The organism is Gilliamella sp. Gris3-2, from assembly GCF_001690345.1.
Classification (GTDB): domain Bacteria; phylum Pseudomonadota; class Gammaproteobacteria; order Enterobacterales; family Orbaceae; genus Gilliamella; species Gilliamella bombi.
On the sequence record NZ_LZHB01000072.1, the window covers coordinates 90,754 to 112,831 of the forward strand.

The 22,078-nt window shown below is 34.0% G+C and carries 22 protein-coding genes and 4 tRNA genes; 17 read left to right on the forward strand and 9 right to left on the reverse strand.

Features of this window, described 5'->3' with window-relative positions; genetic code table 11:
• Positions 1–3: 3 nt before the first annotated feature.
• Complete coding sequence (gene trxB, locus A9G32_RS10780; protein ID WP_065589559.1) at positions 4–957, reverse strand: thioredoxin-disulfide reductase; 954 nt, start codon at positions 955–957, stop codon at positions 4–6.
• A gap of 355 nt (positions 958–1,312) precedes the next feature.
• Between trxB and A9G32_RS10785 the strand changes: the two genes are divergently transcribed.
• Positions 1,313–1,498: a hypothetical protein gene (locus tag A9G32_RS10785; protein ID WP_065589560.1), complete on the forward strand. Its 186-nt coding sequence runs from the start codon at positions 1,313–1,315 to the stop codon at positions 1,496–1,498.
• A 64-nt stretch (positions 1,499–1,562) separates the two neighbouring features.
• Here A9G32_RS10785 and A9G32_RS10790 read toward each other — a convergent pair whose 3' ends face one another.
• Together A9G32_RS10790 and A9G32_RS10795 are read right to left on the reverse strand one after the other, a co-directional pair.
• On the reverse strand, positions 1,563–2,234 hold the full coding sequence (locus A9G32_RS10790; protein WP_065589561.1) for an NAD(P)H-dependent oxidoreductase: 672 nt from the start codon (positions 2,232–2,234) through the stop codon (positions 1,563–1,565).
• Between the two features lie 8 nt (positions 2,235–2,242).
• Complete coding sequence (locus A9G32_RS10795; RefSeq protein ID WP_065589562.1) at positions 2,243–3,505, reverse strand: AmpG family muropeptide MFS transporter; 1,263 nt, start codon at positions 3,503–3,505, stop codon at positions 2,243–2,245.
• Positions 3,506–3,787: 282 nt separating this feature from the next.
• Between A9G32_RS10795 and A9G32_RS10800 the strand changes: the two genes are divergently transcribed.
• The 5 genes from A9G32_RS10800 to A9G32_RS10820 all read left to right on the forward strand — a co-directional run bounded on the left by A9G32_RS10800 (position 3,788) and on the right by A9G32_RS10820 (position 9,072).
• Positions 3,788–4,777: a 2-hydroxyacid dehydrogenase gene (locus A9G32_RS10800; protein WP_065589583.1), complete on the forward strand. Its 990-nt coding sequence runs from the start codon at positions 3,788–3,790 to the stop codon at positions 4,775–4,777.
• 55 nt (positions 4,778–4,832) lie between these two features.
• The gene (gene mltB, locus A9G32_RS10805; protein WP_065589563.1) at positions 4,833–5,906 is read left to right on the forward strand and encodes a lytic murein transglycosylase B; all 1,074 of its coding nucleotides are present in this window, start codon (positions 4,833–4,835) and stop codon (positions 5,904–5,906) included.
• 575 nt (positions 5,907–6,481) lie between these two features.
• Positions 6,482–6,901, forward strand: coding sequence for an OsmC family protein (locus A9G32_RS10810; protein ID WP_065589564.1), 420 nt, complete (start codon positions 6,482–6,484; stop codon positions 6,899–6,901).
• A gap of 132 nt (positions 6,902–7,033) precedes the next feature.
• A complete protein-coding gene (locus A9G32_RS10815; protein WP_065589565.1) occupies positions 7,034–8,362 on the forward strand; it encodes an APC family permease in 1,329 nt (442 codons plus the stop codon).
• Between the two features lie 83 nt (positions 8,363–8,445).
• Positions 8,446–9,072 carry a LysE/ArgO family amino acid transporter gene (locus A9G32_RS10820; RefSeq protein WP_065589566.1) on the forward strand — a complete coding sequence of 209 codons (627 nt, stop codon included), beginning with the start codon at positions 8,446–8,448 and terminating at the stop codon, positions 9,070–9,072.
• A gap of 177 nt (positions 9,073–9,249) precedes the next feature.
• Here A9G32_RS10820 and A9G32_RS10825 read toward each other — a convergent pair whose 3' ends face one another.
• From A9G32_RS10825 to A9G32_RS10845, 5 genes are all read right to left on the reverse strand, one after another.
• Positions 9,250–10,203, reverse strand: coding sequence for a tetratricopeptide repeat protein (locus A9G32_RS10825; RefSeq protein ID WP_065589567.1), 954 nt, complete (start codon positions 10,201–10,203; stop codon positions 9,250–9,252).
• A 160-nt stretch (positions 10,204–10,363) separates the two neighbouring features.
• Positions 10,364–10,969, reverse strand: a complete 606-nt coding sequence (locus A9G32_RS10830; RefSeq protein WP_065589568.1) for a tetratricopeptide repeat protein — start codon at positions 10,967–10,969, stop codon at positions 10,364–10,366.
• A 274-nt stretch (positions 10,970–11,243) separates the two neighbouring features.
• A tRNA-Lys gene (locus tag A9G32_RS10835) sits at positions 11,244–11,319 on the reverse strand.
• Positions 11,320–11,329: 10 nt separating this feature from the next.
• Positions 11,330–11,405: transfer RNA gene (locus A9G32_RS10840), tRNA-Val, on the reverse strand.
• Positions 11,406–11,440: 35 nt separating this feature from the next.
• A tRNA-Val gene (locus tag A9G32_RS10845) sits at positions 11,441–11,516 on the reverse strand.
• 203 nt (positions 11,517–11,719) lie between these two features.
• On the opposite strand from A9G32_RS10845, the gene A9G32_RS10850 reads away from it, so the two are divergent.
• The 6 genes from A9G32_RS10850 (at position 11,720) to tusA (ending at position 15,991) form a co-directional block, all read left to right on the forward strand.
• The gene (locus A9G32_RS10850; RefSeq protein WP_065589569.1) at positions 11,720–12,670 is read left to right on the forward strand and encodes a PilN domain-containing protein; all 951 of its coding nucleotides are present in this window, start codon (positions 11,720–11,722) and stop codon (positions 12,668–12,670) included.
• Positions 12,660–13,127 (forward strand): hypothetical protein, encoded by a 468-nt coding sequence (locus A9G32_RS10855; RefSeq protein ID WP_065589570.1) that lies wholly within the window; start codon positions 12,660–12,662, stop codon positions 13,125–13,127. The genes A9G32_RS10850 and A9G32_RS10855 overlap by 11 nt, the downstream gene beginning before the upstream one ends.
• Before the next feature lies 1 nt (position 13,128).
• Positions 13,129–13,500, forward strand: coding sequence for a hypothetical protein (locus A9G32_RS10860; protein ID WP_065589571.1), 372 nt, complete (start codon positions 13,129–13,131; stop codon positions 13,498–13,500).
• 133 nt (positions 13,501–13,633) lie between these two features.
• Positions 13,634–14,830 (forward strand): secretin N-terminal domain-containing protein, encoded by a 1,197-nt coding sequence (locus A9G32_RS10865; RefSeq protein ID WP_081296831.1) that lies wholly within the window; start codon positions 13,634–13,636, stop codon positions 14,828–14,830.
• Between the two features lie 108 nt (positions 14,831–14,938).
• Positions 14,939–15,745 (forward strand): Cof-type HAD-IIB family hydrolase, encoded by an 807-nt coding sequence (locus A9G32_RS10870; protein WP_065589572.1) that lies wholly within the window; start codon positions 14,939–14,941, stop codon positions 15,743–15,745.
• Positions 15,746–15,754: 9 nt separating this feature from the next.
• A complete protein-coding gene (gene tusA / locus A9G32_RS10875; RefSeq protein ID WP_065589573.1) occupies positions 15,755–15,991 on the forward strand; it encodes a sulfurtransferase TusA in 237 nt (78 codons plus the stop codon).
• A 47-nt stretch (positions 15,992–16,038) separates the two neighbouring features.
• On the opposite strand, the gene A9G32_RS13720 is transcribed toward tusA, so the two are convergent.
• A complete protein-coding gene (locus A9G32_RS13720) occupies positions 16,039–16,443 on the reverse strand; it encodes a protein YgfX (RefSeq protein ID WP_065589574.1) in 405 nt (134 codons plus the stop codon).
• 244 nt (positions 16,444–16,687) lie between these two features.
• On the opposite strand from A9G32_RS13720, the gene A9G32_RS10885 reads away from it, so the two are divergent.
• From A9G32_RS10885 to A9G32_RS10905, 5 genes are all read left to right on the forward strand, one after another.
• Entirely contained in the window at positions 16,688–19,228 is a 2,541-nt protein-coding gene (locus A9G32_RS10885) for a penicillin-binding protein 1A (RefSeq protein WP_218055893.1), read from the forward strand.
• 13 nt (positions 19,229–19,241) lie between these two features.
• Positions 19,242–19,805 (forward strand): 16S rRNA (guanine(966)-N(2))-methyltransferase RsmD, encoded by a 564-nt coding sequence (gene rsmD / locus A9G32_RS10890; protein ID WP_065589575.1) that lies wholly within the window; start codon positions 19,242–19,244, stop codon positions 19,803–19,805.
• Positions 19,805–20,074 (forward strand): DUF1145 domain-containing protein, encoded by a 270-nt coding sequence (locus A9G32_RS10895; protein WP_065589576.1) that lies wholly within the window; start codon positions 19,805–19,807, stop codon positions 20,072–20,074. The genes rsmD and A9G32_RS10895 overlap by 1 nt, the downstream gene beginning before the upstream one ends.
• A gap of 72 nt (positions 20,075–20,146) precedes the next feature.
• Positions 20,147–20,222 (forward strand) — tRNA-Gly (locus A9G32_RS10900).
• 759 nt (positions 20,223–20,981) lie between these two features.
• Positions 20,982–22,078: hypothetical protein (locus A9G32_RS10905; RefSeq protein ID WP_141672905.1), on the forward strand; the 1,097-nt coding region annotated here is incomplete at its 3' end.

Consider the following 22,078-nt stretch of genomic DNA (forward strand, 5'->3'; position numbering starts at 1 on the left):
TGCTTATTTTAAATTATCCAAATAATGTTCTGCATCTAAAGCAGCCATACAGCCTGTACCTGCTGAAGTAATTGCTTGACGATAGACATGATCCATTACATCACCAGCAGCAAAAATACCTTCGACACTGGTTTGAGTAGCGTTGCCTTGCGTGCCTGATTGTACTTTGATATAACCGCCATTTAGTTCAAGTTGACCTTCAAATATAGCGGTGTTTGGTTTGTGGCCAATAGCGATAAACACCCCTAAAACCGATAATTCTTCGGTAATATTAGGATCTTGTGAGCTACGGATTCTAACTCCAGTTACTCCCATGTTATCCCCTAAAATTTCATCAACTACACGATGAGTATGTAAGATAACTTTGCCTTCTTTAATTTTTTGATCTAAACGATCCATTAAGATTTTTTCTGCTCTAAAGGTATCTCGACGGTGAATTAAATGTACTTCACTTGCGATATTGGCTAAATAAAGCGTTTCTTCAACTGCGGTATTGCCACCACCCACTACGGCAACTTTTTGGTTGCGATAGAAAAATCCATCACAGGTAGCACAAGCCGACACACCTTTACTTTTGAATGCTTCTTCTGACGGTAAACCAAGGTATTGCGCTGATGCGCCAGTTGCAATAATAAGCGCATCACAACTGTATTGCGTTTCGCTACCATAAAGCTTAAATGGCTTTGTGCTAAAATCAACGCGATCAATTTGATCTAAAATAATTTCAGTATTAAACCTTTCTGCATGTTCTTTCATCTTAACCATTAATTCTGGTCCTGTTAAATCAGGAGCACCGGCTGGCCAGTTTTCAATATCGGTTGTGGTAGTTAGTTGCCCACCTTCTTGCATCCCTGTAATTAACACGGGGGAAAGGTTAGCTCGTGCGGCATAAACAGCAGCAGTGTAACCGGCAGGACCAGAGCCAAGTATTAATAAACGAGCATGTTTGGTTTTCATTTTAAATCCTTACTTAATTTTAAAATTTTGGGCAAAATTAACGCAATTTATTGCTAATAAGTCTAACATTATCAATCGTTATAATGTAAAAGAATTGTTTATTATAGCAATAGGTAATCATAATAGGCTTTTTTGTATTGCGCCAATTTTTATTAAACTAAAAGTTTATCTTTTTATTTTCAATTATTTTAAATACATTTATTCTTTATTTAAACTACATTAATTTTTGTTTTTGTTTTTACTGTTTAGAATATGCGATTTTCTTATTCTTATATCCGTTATCTCAAATTTTTTATTATTTAATAAGATATTTTTGATTATTGGTTTAGTTAACATCCTAACAGTAGGAGAGAAGATGAGTAATCCTTCAAAAGAAAGTGTCGAAGCTGTACTTACAAAAATTAATTGGGCTCAAGAGATTTTAAATTCAGTACAACAAAATATTACCGATCCTCAGATTGGTAATATTTTATCTGGAATTGCCTTTATTATGGATTCAGCTTCATCTGAAGCCGAAGCGCTTTATCAATTAATTGAATAATAATAAGTTATCTATTTTTATCAACACCTTCAATTACCATTTTGTGATTGAAGGTGACTATTGTTTAATTCGTTTCGCTGCTATCAGTTAGATATGTAGTTAAGTCTGAAAGTGGCCAACGAATATGCGCTGTTGGTTCATTAATTCGATAACCAAAAGCTAAGCAAAGTCCTATCCCGAATGAGTCGCCACCAAATTGTGGAATATATTTTTCTAGAATCTTGATGACTTTATCATGATCGAATCCTCCAATAGCACATGAATCAATATCACGAAATGCCGCTGCAGTCATCATGTTGGCGCAAGCAATATAATCTTGCATTTCTGCCCAATGATTAATTGTTAAACCGTCAGCGAGTCCTTGTTCACAAAAATTGATAAATGCTTGGCAGGCTATGTCAATAGAAGTTTGATTATTTGGATCAGGTAAAGTGCGTGCAATTGATCGTCGTAAATAATCACTTTGCAACGTAAAATTATTGGCTTTGCGGTAAAGTACAATGACAAAATGTGAACAGCTGGTAACTTGTTCTTGGTTATAGCAAACATTACGTAATTCAACTTTTATCTTGTGACTATCAACAACCACAAAATGCCATGGCTCCATGCCAAATGATGAAGGAGATTGACGACCCGCTTCTAAAATGTATTTAATATCATCATCACTGATTTTTTTGGTATTATCAAATTTTTTACATGCATGTCTAAAGTCGAATGCTTGGGTTAGTTTGTCCATATTTTCTCCTAAGATTGGCTATTCCACGGGGCAACTTTTAACAATAATAACATACCAGGAAAAGCAAGAATAAAACATAACCAAAAAAAGTTTGTCCATCCTAAGTGTTCAACCATAAAACCGGTAGATGCATTAATTAGAGTTCTTGGCACTGAAGCAATGCTGGTAAATAAAGCAAATTGTGTAGCGGTATAAAGTGGATTGGTTGTTTTAGCAATAAACGCTACAAAAGCAGCCGAACCAAGACCGACACCAAGTGATTCAATCCCTATCACTATGGCTAATAACGTTTTTTGAAATATTCCTATTGTAGTAAAAGGTCCTTCTATCGAAAGCCAAATAAATCCTAAAATTGATATAACTTGGACAACACCAAAAGACCATAATGCTCGGTTTATGCCTATTTTGATCATCAAAATGCCACCCATTAATGCTCCAAACACACTTGGCCATAAAGAAGCATTTTTGGCAATCCAACCAATGTCGGGGCGACTATAGCCCATTTGTAAGTAGAAAGGCGTGGCTAAGGATGTAGCCATGCTATCGCCTAATTTATATAAAAAGATAAATGTTAAAACCCATATGGCTGTTTTAAGTCCATTTCGAGTAATAAATTCACTAAATGGCTTAATGATGATATCTTCAAAAGTATGATTTTGGGGCGATTGGTTAATTGGTTCTTTTACTAGTAACGTCATAATGATAGCAGGCAGCATAAATAATGCAGTGATGATAAAAACACTATTCCAAGGCAAGGTATTTGATAATATTAGTGATAATGAACCTGGCACTAAACCTGCAATGCGATAAGCATTGGTATGAATACTATTACCAAGTCCTAATTCTTTATCAAGCAATAACTCTTGTCTAAAGGCATCAAGAGCAATATCTTGTGTAGCTGAAAATAGTGCAATAATAAAGCAAATGGTTGCTATTAACCAAATATTCAATGAAGGTGAAAAAAATCCTAATATTGCGATAGAAAATATAAGTATTATTTGGGACCCAAGCATCCAACCACGTCGTCTCCCTAAATTAAAGAGCGAAATGTTATCCATCAATGGTGACCAGATAAATTTAAAAATATAGGGAATTTGCGTTAATGAAAAGGCTCCAATTGTTTTGATATTAATACCATCACTTTCTAACCATGCAGGTAACAGTTGTAATAATAAATAAAAAGGAAGACCAGAAGCAAAACCTGTAAAAATGCAGATTAGCATCTTGGTCGTAAAAATGGTTTTTAAAAGTGAATTCTGCGAGCTATTCATTATTTAACTTTATTGTTAGTTTTTGGCAAAGTGTTATCATAGCACACAACATATAAAAAATAATTCAGCAAGCCAAGATTGACCGTTTTATCCAAAGTCATGTTTTCAATATAAGAAAGTTATGCGCAATGACTTTTTGAAAGTTAGAGATTCATTATTTTAGCTATTTTTTGTTAAAAAGTTTCAGGTAACTATGTGTTTCAGTATAAAATTAATGTCAATAATTAATTAAGAGATTAACAAACTACCATTTAAAAGGGGTGTAGTAATATGAAAAGTTCAATTAAAGTGGCTGTTTTTAGTAGTAAACATTATGATAAAGAACATTTAGAAATCGCTAATAAAAAATATGGCTTTGATATCGAATATTATGAACATAAACTTAGCTGTAAAACAGTGGTTACCGCCCAAGGTTATGACGCAGTTTGTGCATTTGTTAATGACGAAGTAGATAGAAAAGTACTAAAAAAATTAGCAAGTTATGGCATTAAGATTTTAGCGCTTCGTTGCGCTGGGTTTGATAATGTTGATTTAACTGAAGCTGAAAAGTTAGGTATCACGGTGGTTCGTGTGCCAGCTTATTCACCAGAAGCAGTTGCAGAACATGCAGTGGCTTTAATGATGACGTTAAATAGAAGAACGCATAAAGCCTATCAGCGTACTCGTGATGCTAACTTTTCGTTAGATGGATTAACTGGATTTAATATGCACAATCGTACTGCTGGTGTTATTGGTACGGGCAAAATTGGTCAAGCGATTATCCGCATTTTGAAAGGTTTTGGTATGCATATTCTTGCCTATGATCCTTATCCTAATGATGTTGCAGTTGAATTAGGAGCGCAATATGTTGAGTTAGATGAGTTATATGCAAAATCTGATGTGATTACGTTACATTGCCCTATGACCCCTGAAAATTATCATTTATTGAATAAAGATTCTTTCCAAAAAATGAAAGACGGCGTGATGATTATCAATACAAGTCGTGGCGCATTACTTGATGCAACCGCAGCTATTGATGCATTAAAGAAAACAAAAATTGGTGCTTTAGGCATGGATGTTTATGAAAACGAACGTGATCTCTTTTTTGAAGACAAATCTAATGATGTTATTTTAGATGATGTGTTCCGTCGTTTATCTTCCTGCCATAATGTTATTTTTACGGGGCACCAAGCCTTTTTAACACAAGAAGCATTGTTAAATATTTCTGATACGACGTTAAACAATATTAAACAAGTTTCGGCAGGAGAATCATGCCCAAATATTGTTAAATAACAATAAATATTTTATGATGTTGTCGATTTTTAATTACTTAAAATATGGATTTTTTATGCAGCGTATTGCCATTTTTATTAGTACAATTTTATTGCTTGTAGCTTGTAGTAGTAATAAATCTTCAACATCTCCCATGAAAGAACACCGTGGACATGCAAATGTTAAAGGCGGTGTCTATCTCGAAAAAGAGCACAATCAATCTAAAACCGCTAGTGCGTCACTAGACATAGATAAAGAAAAATTTATTGATAGAATGGTCAGTAAGCATGGTTTTAATCGTCAACAACTCCGTAATGTGCTTGCTCAAGCTAATAAGCTCGATTGGGTAATTAATTTAATGGATAAACAAGCACCAAAAGCAACCTCGCCAACGGCACCAAATGGTGCTTGGATTCGATATAAAAATAAATTTATTACACCAAGTAACCTTCCTCGTGGTGTTGAATTTTGGAATCAATACCAAAAAGAATTACAGCGTGCTTATAATGAATATGGTGTGCCACCCGAAATTATTGTTGGCATTATTGGCGTCGAAACAGGTTGGGGTAGAGTGATGGGAAAAACTAAAATCATTGATGCCTTGTCAACTCTTGCCTTTTACTATCCAAGACGTGCGAAATATTTTTCTGACGAATTAGAAGATTTTTTAGTTATGTGCCGAGATGAGGGTGTTGATCCCTTTGATTTGAGTGGATCATTTGCTGGTGCTATGGGATATGGTCAATTTATGCCATCAGCATTTAGACGTCACGCTGTTGATTTTAATCATGATGGGCATATTGATTTATGGGATCCTGTTGATGCTATTGGTAGTGTGGCAAGCTATTTTAAATCATACGGTTGGCAACGAGGTAAAAAAGTGGCTGTAATGGCTGATGGCCAAGCACTATCACTTGATACTGGTTTTAGTACTAAATATTCAATTGAAACATTGGCAAAAGCTGGATTAAAACCACAAAGCTCATTAGAAGGACATACGCAGGTAAGTTTATTGCGTCTTGATATGGGCGATCGTTACCAATACTGGTATGGATTACCAAACTTTTATACTATCACCCGTTATAACCACAGCACTCATTATGCAATGGCCGTTTGGCAATTAGGACTTGCAGTTAAAGAAGCAAGATAGTCATTTAATGGTATTGCATCAAAACTGATAAGGTCGCTTTTGCGGCCTTTTTATTTATTAATGATGTTTAAAAAATGATTAATTTCGTTGCAAACAATAATAAAATATACCAAAGAATTTAATTAATTTTTTAATCGATAATTTTTGTGCAAGTTGTGCACCTACTTTAGCCATCGAGATGCTTGCTAGCATAATAACTAATACGTCACCACCAAAATACTAGCTAATAATCTAGCCAAGGATCCTATCAAAAGGAAGATAATAAACTTAAAAATCATATTCAATCATTAGAGTAGGGTAACCCAATCTATATAATTATTTGTTAAGCAAAAATTAAAATGAAAACATTGATTTTAATTACATATTGCTAATATTTTATTGCAAATAATACAGTGATTTTACCTGAATAATTTAAAAGATCTTAATGATTCTCTTAGTAAAAAGTTTACTAACATTGTCATATTTGATCAATAAAGTAATAATCAAAATGATGACAGCGTGGTTAAAAACGATTATGTTATTTAATAAATTTGTAACTAATAAGAAGGTTAAAGATAAATTTAAAGGAGATAATTATGAAAGATCGTTTAAAGTGGATTGATGAATTTGGTTTTTTAGGTGAAACTGCAAGTGGGCATTCGCTAGTGATGGATGGCGGTATTGAACATGGCGGGCGTAATCGTGGAGCTCGTCCTATGGAGCTTTTGTTGCATGGTGCAGCTGGTTGTATGGCTTATGATATTATTGCAATTTTAAAAAATAAAAAAAAAGATGTTCGTGATCTTTGGATAGATATTGATAAAACTCAAGCAGAATCCTCCCCTAAAGTGTATACGTCAATTAATTTTCATATTGTCATTACGGGTATTAATATCGATAACGAAGCAGTCGAAACGGCAGTAAAACTTGCATCAGAAAAATATTGCAGTGCCTCTATCATGCTTGGTAAAACAGCGAAAATGTCTTATACCTATGAGGTTAAAGAATATCACTAAAGTATGTTCTTATAACAAATAATTATAACCTAATAACAAGCTGATCTTAGCATGCTGCGCATTAATCATTTAATATTTCATCATTACTGATAATTGCGCTAGAGAATGATTATGCAATAGTTAAATAAAAATATGCGATTCCGGGATTTGGTTATTCTGGGATTGCTTTTTATTGGTCCAGCAGCACCTGTAGGATTATTTGGTGTTTTAGATGCGATAAGTGATGGTGCAGTTGCTTTGGTTTATATCATAGCAACTTTTGTAATGGCATTTACCGCGCTTTCTTATGCCAGAATGGCAAACGCTTTACCGCATGCGGGAGCTGTTTATGCTTATTGTTCTATTGGCATTCATCCTAGTGCTGGATTTTTAGTAGGCTGGTTGTTGTTACTTGATTATATGTTTATCCCTGCGGTTGCGTACTTATTTAGCGGTATATCGTTCAATGCATTGATTCCCGAAGTACCAATATGGGTATGGACATGTTTAGCTGTTATATTAACTACTACGCTGAATTTAGTTGGTGTTAGAAAATCGACTAAAATTACGTTAATCATCTTGATATTTGAAATTATTATATTACTTGCTGTGTTATCTGTTGGTATTTGGATAATAGCCACTAATGGTAGTAACAGAGATTGGTTACAACCTTTTATTGGTGGTGATTTATTCAGTTGGAGTAATCTATTTAATGCAGTGTCTATTGCTGTACTATCTTATTTGGGATTTGACGCTATTGCTACTTTTTCAGAAGAAAATGGCGGACCTCATAATTTAGTTAGTAAAGCGATTATATGTTGTTTAATTTTAGCTGGGTGTTTATTTGTGCTACAAATTTATGTCGGTAGCTTACTTAACCCTTATAACCCTGAATATTTGCGTAGTCATCCAGAACTACAAGGTAAAGTTTACTATCATATTGTTAATCAAGAAATTAATCTGTGGTTAGGGTGGGCACTAGGTTTAATGAAAGCTATTGGTGCATCATTTGCAGCAATGGTTGGACAAGCCGCAGCAAGTCGTCTTTTATTCAGTATGGGGCGTGACAAACGTTTACCTTCATTTTTTGCAAAAGTAGGAAAAAAAAGTGGTGTACCGACAATGGCTATTATATTTGCAGCGCTATTTAATTTATGTTTAGTTGTTATTGCTGCTAATAATGCTAAAGGGTTGCCAACTTTAGTTTCATTTGTTGATATTGGAGCATTAACTGCATTTATCATGTTACATTTATCTGTAATTGGCTATTTTAAGTTTAAAAAAGGCTCAAAAGGATGGTTTTCGTGGTTTCTAGACGTCTTTATGCCTATTATAGGTATTGTAGTGCTATTACCTGTATTATTACATATTGATAACGATGCAAAAATGGTCGGTATTATTTGGTTAGCTATTGGAATGATCATTCTCTATTTAAACAAAAATAAAACCAAACTATTGTGGTTAGAGAAAAATAACAAATAACAAATTCAATACGTTTGTTATAAACTTGTAGCATTTAGATTATATAATAAATTTTCTTATCTTTATTCTGGTGTTATAACTAAATGCTATTAGAAATATTACGTGGTGCTTTCATTTCGGCTAGTCTAATTATTGCTATTGGTGCTCAAAATTTATTTGTACTCAAGCAAGGATTATTAAAAAATCATATCTTTTATGTGTCGGCAATTTGTTTTATTTGTGATTTTGCTTTAATGTCAATAGGGATTTTTGGGGTAGGTACTTTTATTCGTAGCAATTCTTTAATTACTAATATTTTAGCAATCTCTGGGGCGATTTTTTTAATTTGGTATGGTTTTTGTGCGTTTAAAAGTGCAATTAAAGGCACAAGTAGCATGCAAATAGAATCTCAATCTCTTAACAATAACAACTCATTAAAAGTTGTATTGGCAACTTTGGCTGTTACACTACTCAATCCTCATGTCTATTTGGATACTGTTGTTATTGTGGGTGGAATTGCTGGCACGTTAACTAATGAACAAAAATTTGCATTTTTGGTTGGTGCCGTCAGTGTTTCATTCATATGGTTTTTTAGTCTTGGTTACGGAGCAAAATTACTCATACCGCTATTTAGAAAGAAAAGAATGTGGGTAATATTGGACTGTATAGTTGGTGCTGTAATGTTCTATATTGCCTATTGTTTAGTTATGTATGTATTTGATATGCATTAAGCACATACATAACCAAAACGTTGAACTAATAATTATTATTTGGGAATTGTGTTAGGTTATTCTTGACAAGCTTGATATATATTATTTTTACAATATTGTTTAAAAGTAATGCTTAGCAGTTTGAATACCTTTTATAGTGCCATTTAGTTATTTCCCATTGCCAATATTATATTTTTATTAAAGAAGTTTCTTGACATGTTTACATGCTTCTTGATGGTTGTTTTGGCAAGCTTGTTGAAAGTAATATTTTGCAGTATAGGTATTTATTGCCACTCCCAATCCTTGTTGATAGATAATACCTAAATTGTATTGTGCATCGGCATGATTTTGTTCAGCGGCAAACTGAAACCATCTTCTAGCTTCTGTATAATTTTTTTCAAACCATGAGCCATTATAATATAACCAACCTAAGCTATATTGTGCTTCAGGATTTCCTCTTTGTGCAGATTGAGTGTCTAATTCTACACCTTTGGCAAAATCTTTTTTTAATCCACCTAATCCATTGTAATACATATTTGCTAAATTATGCAGAGCATATATATTGCCTTGCTTAGCTGCTTGTTCATATAGTTCTCTAGCTTTGGTATAGTTTTTTTTGACAACAATTCCAATATAATAAAATCTACCCAGATTGTTTTGAGCCTCTTTGTTGCCTAGTTGTACAGCTTTTTCGTAAAAATATTTTGCCTTAACATAGTTTTGGCTAATAGTATTATTATCTGAATTTTGTTCAATTCCTTTTAGATAATGTTTTTTTTCTGCAAATTCGTAAAGTGCCCCTAGATTAAATAGACCTAAAGCATAACCGCTTGAGGCTGCTTTTGCATAAAACTGCTTTGCTTTAAGCAAATTTTTCTTCACGCCGAGACCATAATTGTACATGTAGCCTAAACTTACTTGTGCATCGGCGTAATTTTGATTAGCCGATTTTTGGTACCATTCAATAGCTTTAGCATAATCTTGTTTAACGTTAAGACCGTACTGGTACATATAACCTAACCGGTTTTGTGCTTCGGCACTATTTTGTTCTGTTGCTTTTTTATATTCAACATCAAAGTTATATTCTATATTTTGTGTTGCAAAAATAGGCGTATTTACAAATAAGTATATTATTAATAGTATTTTTTTCATTTAACTGCCTCTTTATTTTGGGCCCAAATTTCTTATTAAAGAATGTTTTTAACTTGTTTGCAAACCTATTTGTGCTTATTTTGATAAGTCTATTGAAAGCAATGATTTAATGTATAGATATCTTTTGATATTTTTCCATTTTGGTGTAACAGATTAATTATTAACAACCGCAATCGTTATTACTAGCTTGCTTTTTCTTGGCCTGTTGTTTGGCTACAATGGCATTAACCTTTTTTGTTACAACATTTAAATGATCTTTAGCATCGGAATAGTTTTGTTCAGCGGCCTTAGCAAACCATTGTTTAGCTTTAAAATAGTTCTTTTTAACCCCTGTACCATTGTAATAGAGTGTTGCTAATGTATATTGAGCAACGGCATCTCCTTTTTTAGCTGCTTTTGTATCCCACTCAATTCCCTTAGAATAGTTTTGTTTTGTTCCTTGTCCATTATAATACAATAAGGCTAAACTGTGTTGAGCTGCGATATGACCTTGATTGGCAGCCTTTTCAAACCACTCTTTTGCTTTAATATAATCAGGTTGTGCTTTTAATTGCTCATCAAAACCATATTCGAAACCTTTAAATTGCCGTTTTTTAGTATATGAGCCATCAGCGTACATAAGACCTACATGGTATTGCGCCTCTGCATCTTTTTGTTCTGTTGCTTTTTGATATTCTTCATTAAAATCAAATAATGTTTGTTGATCAGCATTAACAGCAATACTAAAACATAAAACTAATGATAGTTTTGCAAAAAACTTTAGCATACAACTTCCTTATAAATTAAATAACTTAATTATTCTATCGTATTTATCTGTTTAGTATAGCGTAATTAAATAAGTTGTTTATTAATTAAATATTGATGTCATGAAATGGTGGGTCGTGAGCGATTATTCGGCACATCGTGTGCCTCACCCCTTCGGGGCCAACACTGCGTGTTGTTCAAATTTGTTCCAGACAAATTTGTCGAACGCTATCGTTCTCATTGCTTTTTTTACTTAATTAGATTGATTGGATTTATTTAGGAATTATTCAATAAAATGGTGGGTCGTGAGCGATTCGAACGCTCGACCAACGGATTAAAAGTCCGCTGCTCTACCGACTGAGCTAACGACCCATCTTAAAGATGGTGGGTGATACCGGGTTCGAACCAGTGACCCCCTCCTTGTAAGGGAGGTGCTCTCCCAACTGAGCTAATCACCCCAAGTGTTTCATTACTGAAACATCACGGTAAAGATTGGTGGGTGATACCGGGTTCGAACCAGTGACCCCCTCCTTGTAAGGGAGGTGCTCTCCCAACTGAGCTAATCACCCTTACCGTGTGGATGTGCATTATAAGGCACGACTTATTTCAGTCAACCTTTTTTTTTAAAATTCTCTAAAATCTACTTCGTTCGATTTAATTTTAAACATTTTTTGGGTGATAGTTCGCAAAAATCGCTTTTGTCAGTTTTTATTTAGGAAAAGATGATTATGATTAAGTGATGCTATTATCAGAAACAAGAAGATAATCCATCATGATTTTTAATAAAAGTAGCGTCATTATTTATGTCGAACCTACAATTTTACGCTATAGGATTGAAAATTCAGTTAAGCGAAATGCTACAACAGCCACTAGCGAAGATCTGATTGTATTTAATTATCAAAATGAAAATGATATAGATATTTTTATTGATGAGTTACTAAAAAAAATTTCTGAGCGTGCGGTATTTGAACTTAATTTGGATATCAATTTAATTCAAATACAACAATTAACCTTACCTGATGTAAAGCTAAATTTAAATGAATTGAGTTTATATGTTGAAGCTAACATTTATAAATTATTCCAAGTGTCGGCTAAAAGTGTATTTTTTGATTTTGTTTATTCAACTGAACATACAAAACAAATTACAGTGATGATAGTTGAACGTCATTATATTGAAAATTGGATCAATCTTTTTAAAAAGCATCAACGACTATTAACTTTTGTAGGTTGTCGATTTGAAAATAATAAAGTTAATTTTTTACCTTGGCGGCAAGAGAAACAAACAAAACATCAACGACAATTGACAGGCGTGGTTGTTGGATTTATGGGCATAATAAGTTGTTTGCTCTGTTATTTGTGGGTACACGCTAAAAATGATTTACAAACTTATGATGAAAAATTACTACACCAGCAAAAGATAGTACAAAAATTAACTGAAGAATTAGTTAATTATTTGCCTAATCCATCATTAAGTCAAAAACAAATTCAGCAATCCTTATTATTGCTTTCAGCGCAGTTACCTTCAGTAATTTGGCTTGATTCTTTCTATTATGAACCTAAAAAAGTAGCGATAGAAGGGCAAAGCTTTAGTTATGTCGAACTTACTCATTTTAACCAAAATTTGTTAATGCTAAAAAATATCGCTAAAAGTCAAATAAAGACCGTATCGACCAATAAGAATAATTTATTTTTTGAAATGGAAATGGAACTTAATGAACAGTGATTTTTTCTATCGCCCAGTTTGGCAACAGTACGCATTGTGTATTTTATGTTGTTTAGCATATTTTGTTATTGTTTATCAACTTTTTATTAAAGAAGGCCAGCAACAAGCTGAGCTAAAGGCCGAGTTATATCAGCAAAAGATTACTGAAATTGAATTGTTACAGGCAAAAGTAAGGCGTTATCAGGCAAGTAAAAATAGTTTATATAGTTTGATATCTGAAAAAGAATTAGCGTTGGCTATTGAACAAAATCATCTAACACTAAGTTCCTTTAAACATTATCAAACTGACAATACGGTTAATTGGGATATTGAATTAGAAGGGCAATTTTTTGATTTTATGGCTTTAATTTCATCATTAACGGATGATTTTTATTATCTTGATTTTCAGAATCTAAAAATCAGCAAGCAAGAACAGCAGTTACAGATCATGTTTACGCTCTTATTTAAAAAGTCATAAAGTGAAACGTTATATCTATCAATTTATTAGTTTATTAATTGTTATCTGTTTTGAACTAAAGGCCGATGTGTCTTTAGAACGAGATCCTTTTCAACAAAATTACTCAGTTTCTTGTAGTGAGCAAACGGCGTTACTGCTTGAACAAATTCAAGTTTGGCATTTTAGGGGAAGCATGAATCAAATTGAACAGAATTATCAGCAAATTTGGTTAACATCTGAAAATCAATGGTTAGCAATAACCGATGATGTGGTGCCTAACGTTTTGTTTCCTTGGCGTTTGCAATCTTTATTAAACGATAAAATAACGTGGCAGGCCGATTTGCCTGATTATTGCCATAGTACTGTATCATGGACAATGTCGCTAAATGAATAATAACAATAGTAAGAATCAAAAGCATCAATGGCTAGAACAATGTATTTGCAGATTGATTAAAGCAATAATAAGTTTGTTAGCTGTAATAATTTTTATATTTGTAACAATGATCATAAATACAACTTACGCAAATATGAAGCAATCAGTAAATGTCGATTCGCAACAAAATATCTCAATGACATTCTACCAAACCGACATTGCAATTATCTTACAAGCTTTAGCCGATAATCAGCAGATGAATTTAGTCATGACCGAAGATATACCAATTAAGCAAACCATTAAACTCAACAACGTTGATTGGCACAAAGCGCTAAAGATCATATTAGATTCGGCAAATTTACAAGCCGAAATTGACGATAATATTTTGTTCGTATCTAAAGCGATAGAACCAGAAGTTTTATTGAAAAAACAGCAATCTGAACAAAGAGAAAAAGAATTAAACCAACCACTTAATTCTTTGCCTATAGCTGTTAATCATGCAGACCCAGCCACCTTAATTGAAACAATTCAACAACAAGGATTATTATCAGAACGGGGCAAGATTACGCTCGATAAGCGGACAAATTCGCTTATCATTACCGATTTAGCTAAACAATTTGCTAATATCCAAAAATTAGTTAAAACACTGGATAAACCAATGCCTCAAGTTCATATTTCAGCGCATATTGTTACTATGAATGAGGAGAGCATGTCAGAGCTGGGTATAAAATGGGGATATTCAGGAAAATCATCGCAATTATTAGATAAGTTCGATGTGGGGCTTGGAGCTAGTTATCCCACCACAACTGTAGGTTTTAATTTGGCTAAAATATCTGGTCATTTACTTAATTTAGAGTTATCAGCGCTCGAATCTGAAAATCAACTTGAAATTATAGCCAGCCCAAATTTGTTAACAGCCAATCAAAATATGGCGTCGATAAAACAAGGTACTGAAATTCCTTACGAGGTTTCTAGTGGTAGTAATGGTGCAACATCTATTGAATTTAAGCCTGCGGTGTTAGGGCTAGAGGTCACACCGAAAGTACTAACAGATGATAGGATGATTTTAGACTTATACATTACGCAAAATACGGCTGGTCGCTCAATAAAACGTAGTGATGGTGGTGAGGCAATAGCTATTGATACACAAGAGATCAAAACACAAGTTCAAATAAAAAATGGCGAAACAGTAGTTTTAGGTGGTATTTTTCAACAGCTTAACACCAATGGGCAACAAAAAGTACCTGGTGCGGGCGATGTGCCCATTATTGGAAATATATTTAAATATAATAGAAAAAAACAGCAAAAACGAGAGTTGGTTATTTTTATTACACCGCAATTGGTTGAGTAAATGTTAACGGAGTTGTATCATACTTTAACTTGTTTTAGCAGTTGCTTTGATAAGTAAATATTGTTTTAAAGTATATTATTATTACCATTAATTATAAAAGTAGAGAATATTATGCATGTTGTTGCTTCTGATTTAGACGGTACTTTATTAACTCCTGAACATAGCTTATCACCTTATACCAAGCAAGTCCTTCAAGCGTTACGTAAAAAAGGCATTCACTTTGTTTTTGCAACTGGCAGACACCACATTGATGTCGCTCAAATGCGTGAAAACATGGAAATTGACGCCTTTATGATAACAGCAAATGGTGCTAGGGTGCATGATAGCGAAGGTAATCTAGTTTTTAGCCAAAGTATTTCCCCATCGCTTGCTAGTGAAATAGCTAAAATGAGTATGGATGATCCTTTAATTTATACTCATGTATATCGTGGTGATCATTGGTTAATTAATAAGGAAGATACATATTCATTAGAATTCTTTCGAGACACAGATTTTACTTATCAATTATTTAATCCACTTAATTTTGACACTAGCGATGTTGCTAAAATTTATTTTACGACAACGGATAATGCACTTTACCCGCATTTAGTCCAATTAAAGAATCGACTTGATGCAAAATTTGGTGACAAACTTAGCATTGCTTTTTCAACCTTAAATTGCCTTGAAGTGATGGCCGAAAATGTGTCTAAGGGTAGTGCACTAAAAAAAGTGGTAGAAAAATTAGGTTACAGTTTAAAAGATAGTATCGCTTTTGGTGATGGCATGAATGACTACGAAATGTTAAAAGCCGCAGGTAAAGGTTGTATAATGCAAAACGGAAGCTCGGAATTAAAATCATTATTGCCTGAGTTAGAGGTTATTGGCTCTAACGCTCAAGATGCTGTACCACATTATCTAAGTAAACTGTTTTTATAATTATTAAATATGAATATAACTATTGATAAAGAACTCAACACGCTTGGATTGCGTTGTCCTGAACCTATTATGTTAATTAGAAAAGCGATCCGAGAACTATCTATAGGACAAGTTCTTTATGTGATCGCTGATGATTTTGCAACTACTCGTGATGTACCTAGCTTTTGTCGCCATATGGATCATCAATTACTGTCATTGCAAATAGAATCTCAACCTTATCAGTATTGGATCAAAAAATCCCATTAGTGTAACGATTTTTATGGCAAAAAGTTTCAGGAAAGTAGGTGTTTGTGTCAATTTAATTCGATTTGCTTTAAGTAAAAACGTAATGTACGCCAATCATTAGGTTGAAGATTATCAACCATTAATAATAGCGTACAGCGTTTGCCATTATGTCGGGATTTTAAATTCAAAATAATGATATAACGAAATATCAAAGGGTTATGTATTAAGTGCCAACGTTGCTTGTGCCAGTATATTTGATTGATACAGTGAAATAACGCAAATTCGTCTTTAATGGTTTTTAAATAACACAGACTGCGCCACCATTCTATTATTAATAATAGAACAATAACAAAGGTATAACAATTTAAGGATGTGTTAGCAAACATAACCAAACAAAGCGCAATTAGCAGTGAATAGAAAAGAGTTGAAATCAGTAATTGTATTTTTGATATGCTAAGTTTTATGCTCCACATAATTCCTTCTTTACTTTAGTTAAATTAGAATTATTTTCATCATTTTGTAAAAAATTACTTAAAATAAAGATAAATATGGGAGATAATGCGCATAATTTTGACTTATTTTAATAAAGTGATCGACTATTAGCATTTCCCTTTTAATGTCAAAGTGAGGATCCTCACTTAAGACAGGTTTACTCAATTTGGTGCAGCAATAGTATTGGTATCATTTTTTGCCGTAAAATTCAGATAGGAAAGATTTGTGATATTAATTAGAGTGTTAAAAATTATTCTAAAATTATTCATTGGCTTATTTCTTTGCGGCTTGGTTATTGGTATTGCAGGTTATGCTCATTATTCGAAAGATCTTCCCGACGTTGCAACATTAAAAAATGTTAAATTGCAAACACCAATGCAAGTATTGAGTAAAGATGGTGAGTTAATTGCCATTTTTGGTGAGCGTCATAGAACCCCTTTGAAATACGATGAAATTCCTCCAATAGTTATTAATGCGGTCATTGCAACTGAAGATGCTCGTTTTTATGAACATTTTGGCATCGATCCAGTTGGTATTGCTCGAGCGATGTATATTGGTTTAAAGCAGAAAGGATTTTCTCAAGGTGGCAGTACAATTACGCAACAAGTCGCTAAGAACTTTTTCTTAACACCTGAAAAAAGTATAGCGCGTAAAGTCAAAGAAATGATTTTGGCTATCCGTATGGAAAAAGAGTTATCAAAAGAAGAAATCATGGCACTATACCTTAACATGATTAACTTCGGATCGAGGGCATATGGTGTTGCTGCTGCATCTTATACTTTTTTTGGTAAAACACCTGAACAGTTAACTGTTGATGAAGCGGCTTTATTAGCTGGTTTACCAAATGCACCATCAGCTTACAACCCAATTTCACATCCAGAACGAGCATTGACTAGACGCAATTGGGTACTAGGACGAATGCTAGATCAATCCTATATTACTCAAGCAGAATATGACGAAGCGATTAAAAAACCGTTAGGCGCTAGCTACCACTCACCACAAATTGAGTTTTCGGCGCCTTATGTTGCCGAAATGGCACGTCAATTTATGTACGACAAATTTGGCGAAAATGCCTACACAGATGGCTATAAAGTCTATACAACTATCTCAAAAACCGATCAAATAGCTGCAACAGAAACAGTGCAAAAGCATATTATTGAGTATGATACCAGACATGGTTATCGTGGTGCTGAAAAAGTATTATGGCAACCAGACGAAGCACCATGGAATTCTGAACAAATCCAGCAAACTCTTAATAAATACATGTGCTATGGCGGAATATGCCCAGCGGTGGTCATGACATCTTCAGATAAAGAAGCAACAGCGGTATTATCTGATAAAAGTAATATTACTATTGCATATCAAAACATGAAATGGGCGCGTCCATTTATTAGCGATACAAGACAAGGCGCTTACCCAAGAAAAGTCTCTGACACCATCAAGGCAGGACAGTTAATTTGGGTCAAAAAAACTGATGATAATTGGGAATTATCACAAATTCCTGCTGTTAACGCTGCGCTAGTATCACTTGATTCAGACAATGGTGCAATCAAAGCGATTGTTGGTGGTTATGATTTTAATTTGAGTAAATTTAATCGAGCAACACAAGCACTAAGGCAATTAGGATCGAATATTAAACCATTTATTTATACCTCAACATTAGAGCAAGGTTTAACAATGGCTACGCTTCTTAATGATGCACCAATTGTTCGTTCTGCGGGTAGTGCTACATGGCGTCCTAAAAATTCACCACCTACCTATGCAGGACCTTTACGTTTAAGAATTGGCTTAGGAATGTCTAAAAATGTAATGATGGTAAGAGCATTGCGTGCAGTTGGTATAGATTATGCTGCGACTTATTTAGAGCGTTTTGGATTTCCTAAAGAAAATATTTCTTATAATGAATCGTTAGCTTTAGGTTCGGCATCATTTACGCCATTGCAAGTGGCAAGAGCTTATTCGGTGATCACTAATGGCGGTTATTTAATATCACCATATTTAATTGAAAAAATTGAGGAAAATGATGGTAAAGGTCTAATTTATCAGCATCAACCTTTAATTGCTTGTCACAATTGTACTGACGATGACGTCATTGTAGGGGCCACACCAGTATCACTTGATAATGTTGAAAATGAATCAACCGAATTAGGTAATGAAGAGCCAGAGCAAGAAAATCTAAAAGCAGATGATAATATAATTTTACCTGATATTGATACTGAAAATAAAGTCACTGATGTAACACCAAAATACGCACCGCATACGGTAAATAGTGGTATTGCATTTATTATGAAAGATGGTCTTCGATCCATCGTATTTGGTGGTTCAGATTGGCAAGGTACTGCATGGCGTGTAAAAGCATTGGGTAGAAAAGATGTCGGTGGTAAAACTGGGACAACTAACTCATCTAAAGACGTTTGGTTTTCTGGATTTGGTGGCAATATTGTAACTACTGTTTGGATGGGATTTGATGATCATCGCCGTGACTTGGGGCGAACAGTCCGGGCTGAAGCAGGGGCAGTAACCGCAAATCCAATATGGGTTGATTATATGAAAGTTGCCCTAAAAGATGTACCAGTAATAGAAGATGTAAAACCTGCAAATGTTATTTCTGTTACTATTGATCAAAAAACAGGTCTATTACCTCAATCTGGATCTAAAACAATGTCAGAGTACTTTATAAAAGGTACCGAACCAACGACTTATGCGACCCAAGAGGTAGGCACGAAAGTAACAGATTCAGAAGGTAATACTTCAGAACTATTCTAATAAAGGATTTAGCATGAATGGTTCAATAAGAATTATTGGCGGAAAATGGCGTGGGCGTAAATTGTCGGTACTAGACAAACAAGGATTACGCCCAACCACCGATCGAATCAAAGAAACTCTATATAACTGGTTAATGCCAGTTATACATGATAGTGATTGTTTGGACTGCTTTTCGGGTAGTGGCTCATTAGGTTTTGAAGCAGTATCAAGAGGAGCCCAAAGTGTTACTTTGCTCGAAAAAGATAAACAAGTAGCACAGCTACTTAGCAAAAATAAACAGATTATTGCTAGCAACGCAATCGACATTTATCATACTGATACTTTACAATGGCTAAACAGGCCAGCAGTAAAACAGTTTGATATTGTATTTATCGATCCGCCATTTCATCAATCATTAGTCGAAAAAACGGTTAGCGAGCTTGAAAATAATAATTGGCTAAAGCCGTCAGCTTATATTTATATTGAAATAGAAATACAGCATGATCTAACAACTTATATTCCAACTAACTGGCGCCTACATCGTGAAAAAATTGCAGGGCAAGTTCACAGCTATCTATTTATACGAGAAGATAATTAATGTTCATTTTTATTGGTAAAACCTTATATTCATTAATGTGGTTATTTTTATTATTTAACTTAATCTACCCATATCCAAAACCGGCAAATGTTGTTGCCAATATTGGCTTAATCGCCTTTACTGTTACTCATGGTTTACAAGCATGGATGTTAAACTCAACCATGACCAAACAAGAAAAACAACAAGACAAATTTAAAGTGTTACGGCTATTTTTATTTGGTGTTTTTGAATCACTTAGTTGGAAAGATAGTTTGAAAGACAAAAAATAATAATAAAAAGAGGTTGCGAGATACAAAAATTTTTGTATAATGCTCACCACTTCTTACGAAGCACCTCAATAAGCGGGAATAGCTCAGTTGGTAGAGCACGACCTTGCCAAGGTCGGGGTCGCGAGTTCGAACCTCGTTTCCCGCTCCAATAAAACATCTATTTAGCATAAAAGTAAATTTATATCCCATAGTGTGTTAACTAACGAAAGTGATTAGTTGTGTTCAAGGCACAAAAAACACAGCAAAAACATTGTAATAAAAACAGAAATTAGCTAATAATTACTTAAATTAAGTAAAATAAAAAACTTCAATAAAATCAATAGTCCACCTGAGCTATTTTAGAGAAAACACACAACACGGCAAGGTTAATCTACCTATCTTTTAACTGTGTCGGAGTGCTTTGCTGATAGACTGAGGGCAGCACGCCAAATAGGACTGTTTGGTGTGTTTGTGCTTTGTTAGGGATGCCAATTTATCAGGAACAACTTGGCACTTTTTAGCAAAGCAAATAGGCTTAAAAAAGGCGAATATCATAATGATTCGAGTAAATCATACCGATGGTTAAGAGCGAGAGCGTTGGGTACCGTAGTTCATATTTTGTATCTCATGTGAGTTGTAAGATGTTACGCTCAAAATTCTTAAATTAAACGTTATCACCAATATCAGTTATTCCGACAAAATTCAAAAGCTATAAAGCTAACAGCATATTTTAATTATAAAATTAACCTATCTATAAAGTCGAATTGTTTTATCTTTACATTTCTTTACAAAAAAGTCCGCCAAAAAACTAGCCAATTATTTTTAAAACAGTTATAATTTCATCGATCTTCAAATAAAAGCTCATTAAATGAGCAATTGATTATAAAAATTCAAATAAAACAAAATATTACTTGACACGGGGAGCGTGATGCATTATCATTTAAGGCACAAGGCACAAGGCACAAGGCACTGGCAAACCTATGTCTTAAATTTATCAATTAATTCTATTCGACGAGTTTTTACACGAACCTCATTTATACCTTCAAAATTATCTTTCGAATTATCATCGAAATTATCTACAAATTTATTTCCAAAAATACAATTGGTATTGGTGCTGTTTTTATCGTATTCATTAGAATCGCAGGCATTAACAGCTACGACGATCAACGCTATTCGAGGCTCTGCACCGTATTTAACCTTTGATGATGGTGTCACTAAAGTGACTAAAACAGAGGACTTATTAGGTATTAAGTTATCGGACGGTCGAATATTCACACCTCAAAGCAACTCTTCATCATTGACAAGTCCGATTGAGTTGCCAGTGGTAGGTCAAAGTTTTATTGATATTAACTTGATGGTACCGGCATCATTTAATTCAGTGAATTTTAGTGAGTTAGTGGCACTAGGAAATTGGGGCGATGATGATGGAGATGGACAGAGGTCGAATGAAGTAACGGCTACAGGAAATATTTTGCTGAAAATTACGGATAAGTATGGTCAAAAGGTAAGCCGTAATGATGTATTGACGAAATGTAATGCGCCTTATAAAGTGGAATTAAGTACTACAGGAGGTAGTATAAGTACTCGTTATGGCTTACCTAGTAGTAGTACATTTGAAGCAGGTAGTGAAATATATTACCTTAATCCTAACTCATCAAGTAACAATGTTTGCGTAAAAGTAGAATTCGCAAAGCCTAATTTGAGCTATGACTCTGGTGAAAGTTCTGATTCCATGTGGAAAGCTAAAAAAGGTTTTCTTACTCAATCAATTATACCCGAATCTTACGGTTTAAATTTTCCGACCACAGCGGCCAATAACTTATATTTTGATTTGGAGATAAGTGGAAGTGACCAATCGCTTACTTGGCCCTCAGTTACTCATGAGGGTATAACTGCTACGATGAGTAATGTAACTAGTACTAGTGTACGGGTTACTCTAACTGGCCCAGAAGCAAAAAACCAATTGGAAAATTCTAATCCTAGTCAAATAGCTAAACCTAATTTACCTCAGATATTTGTGTTAGA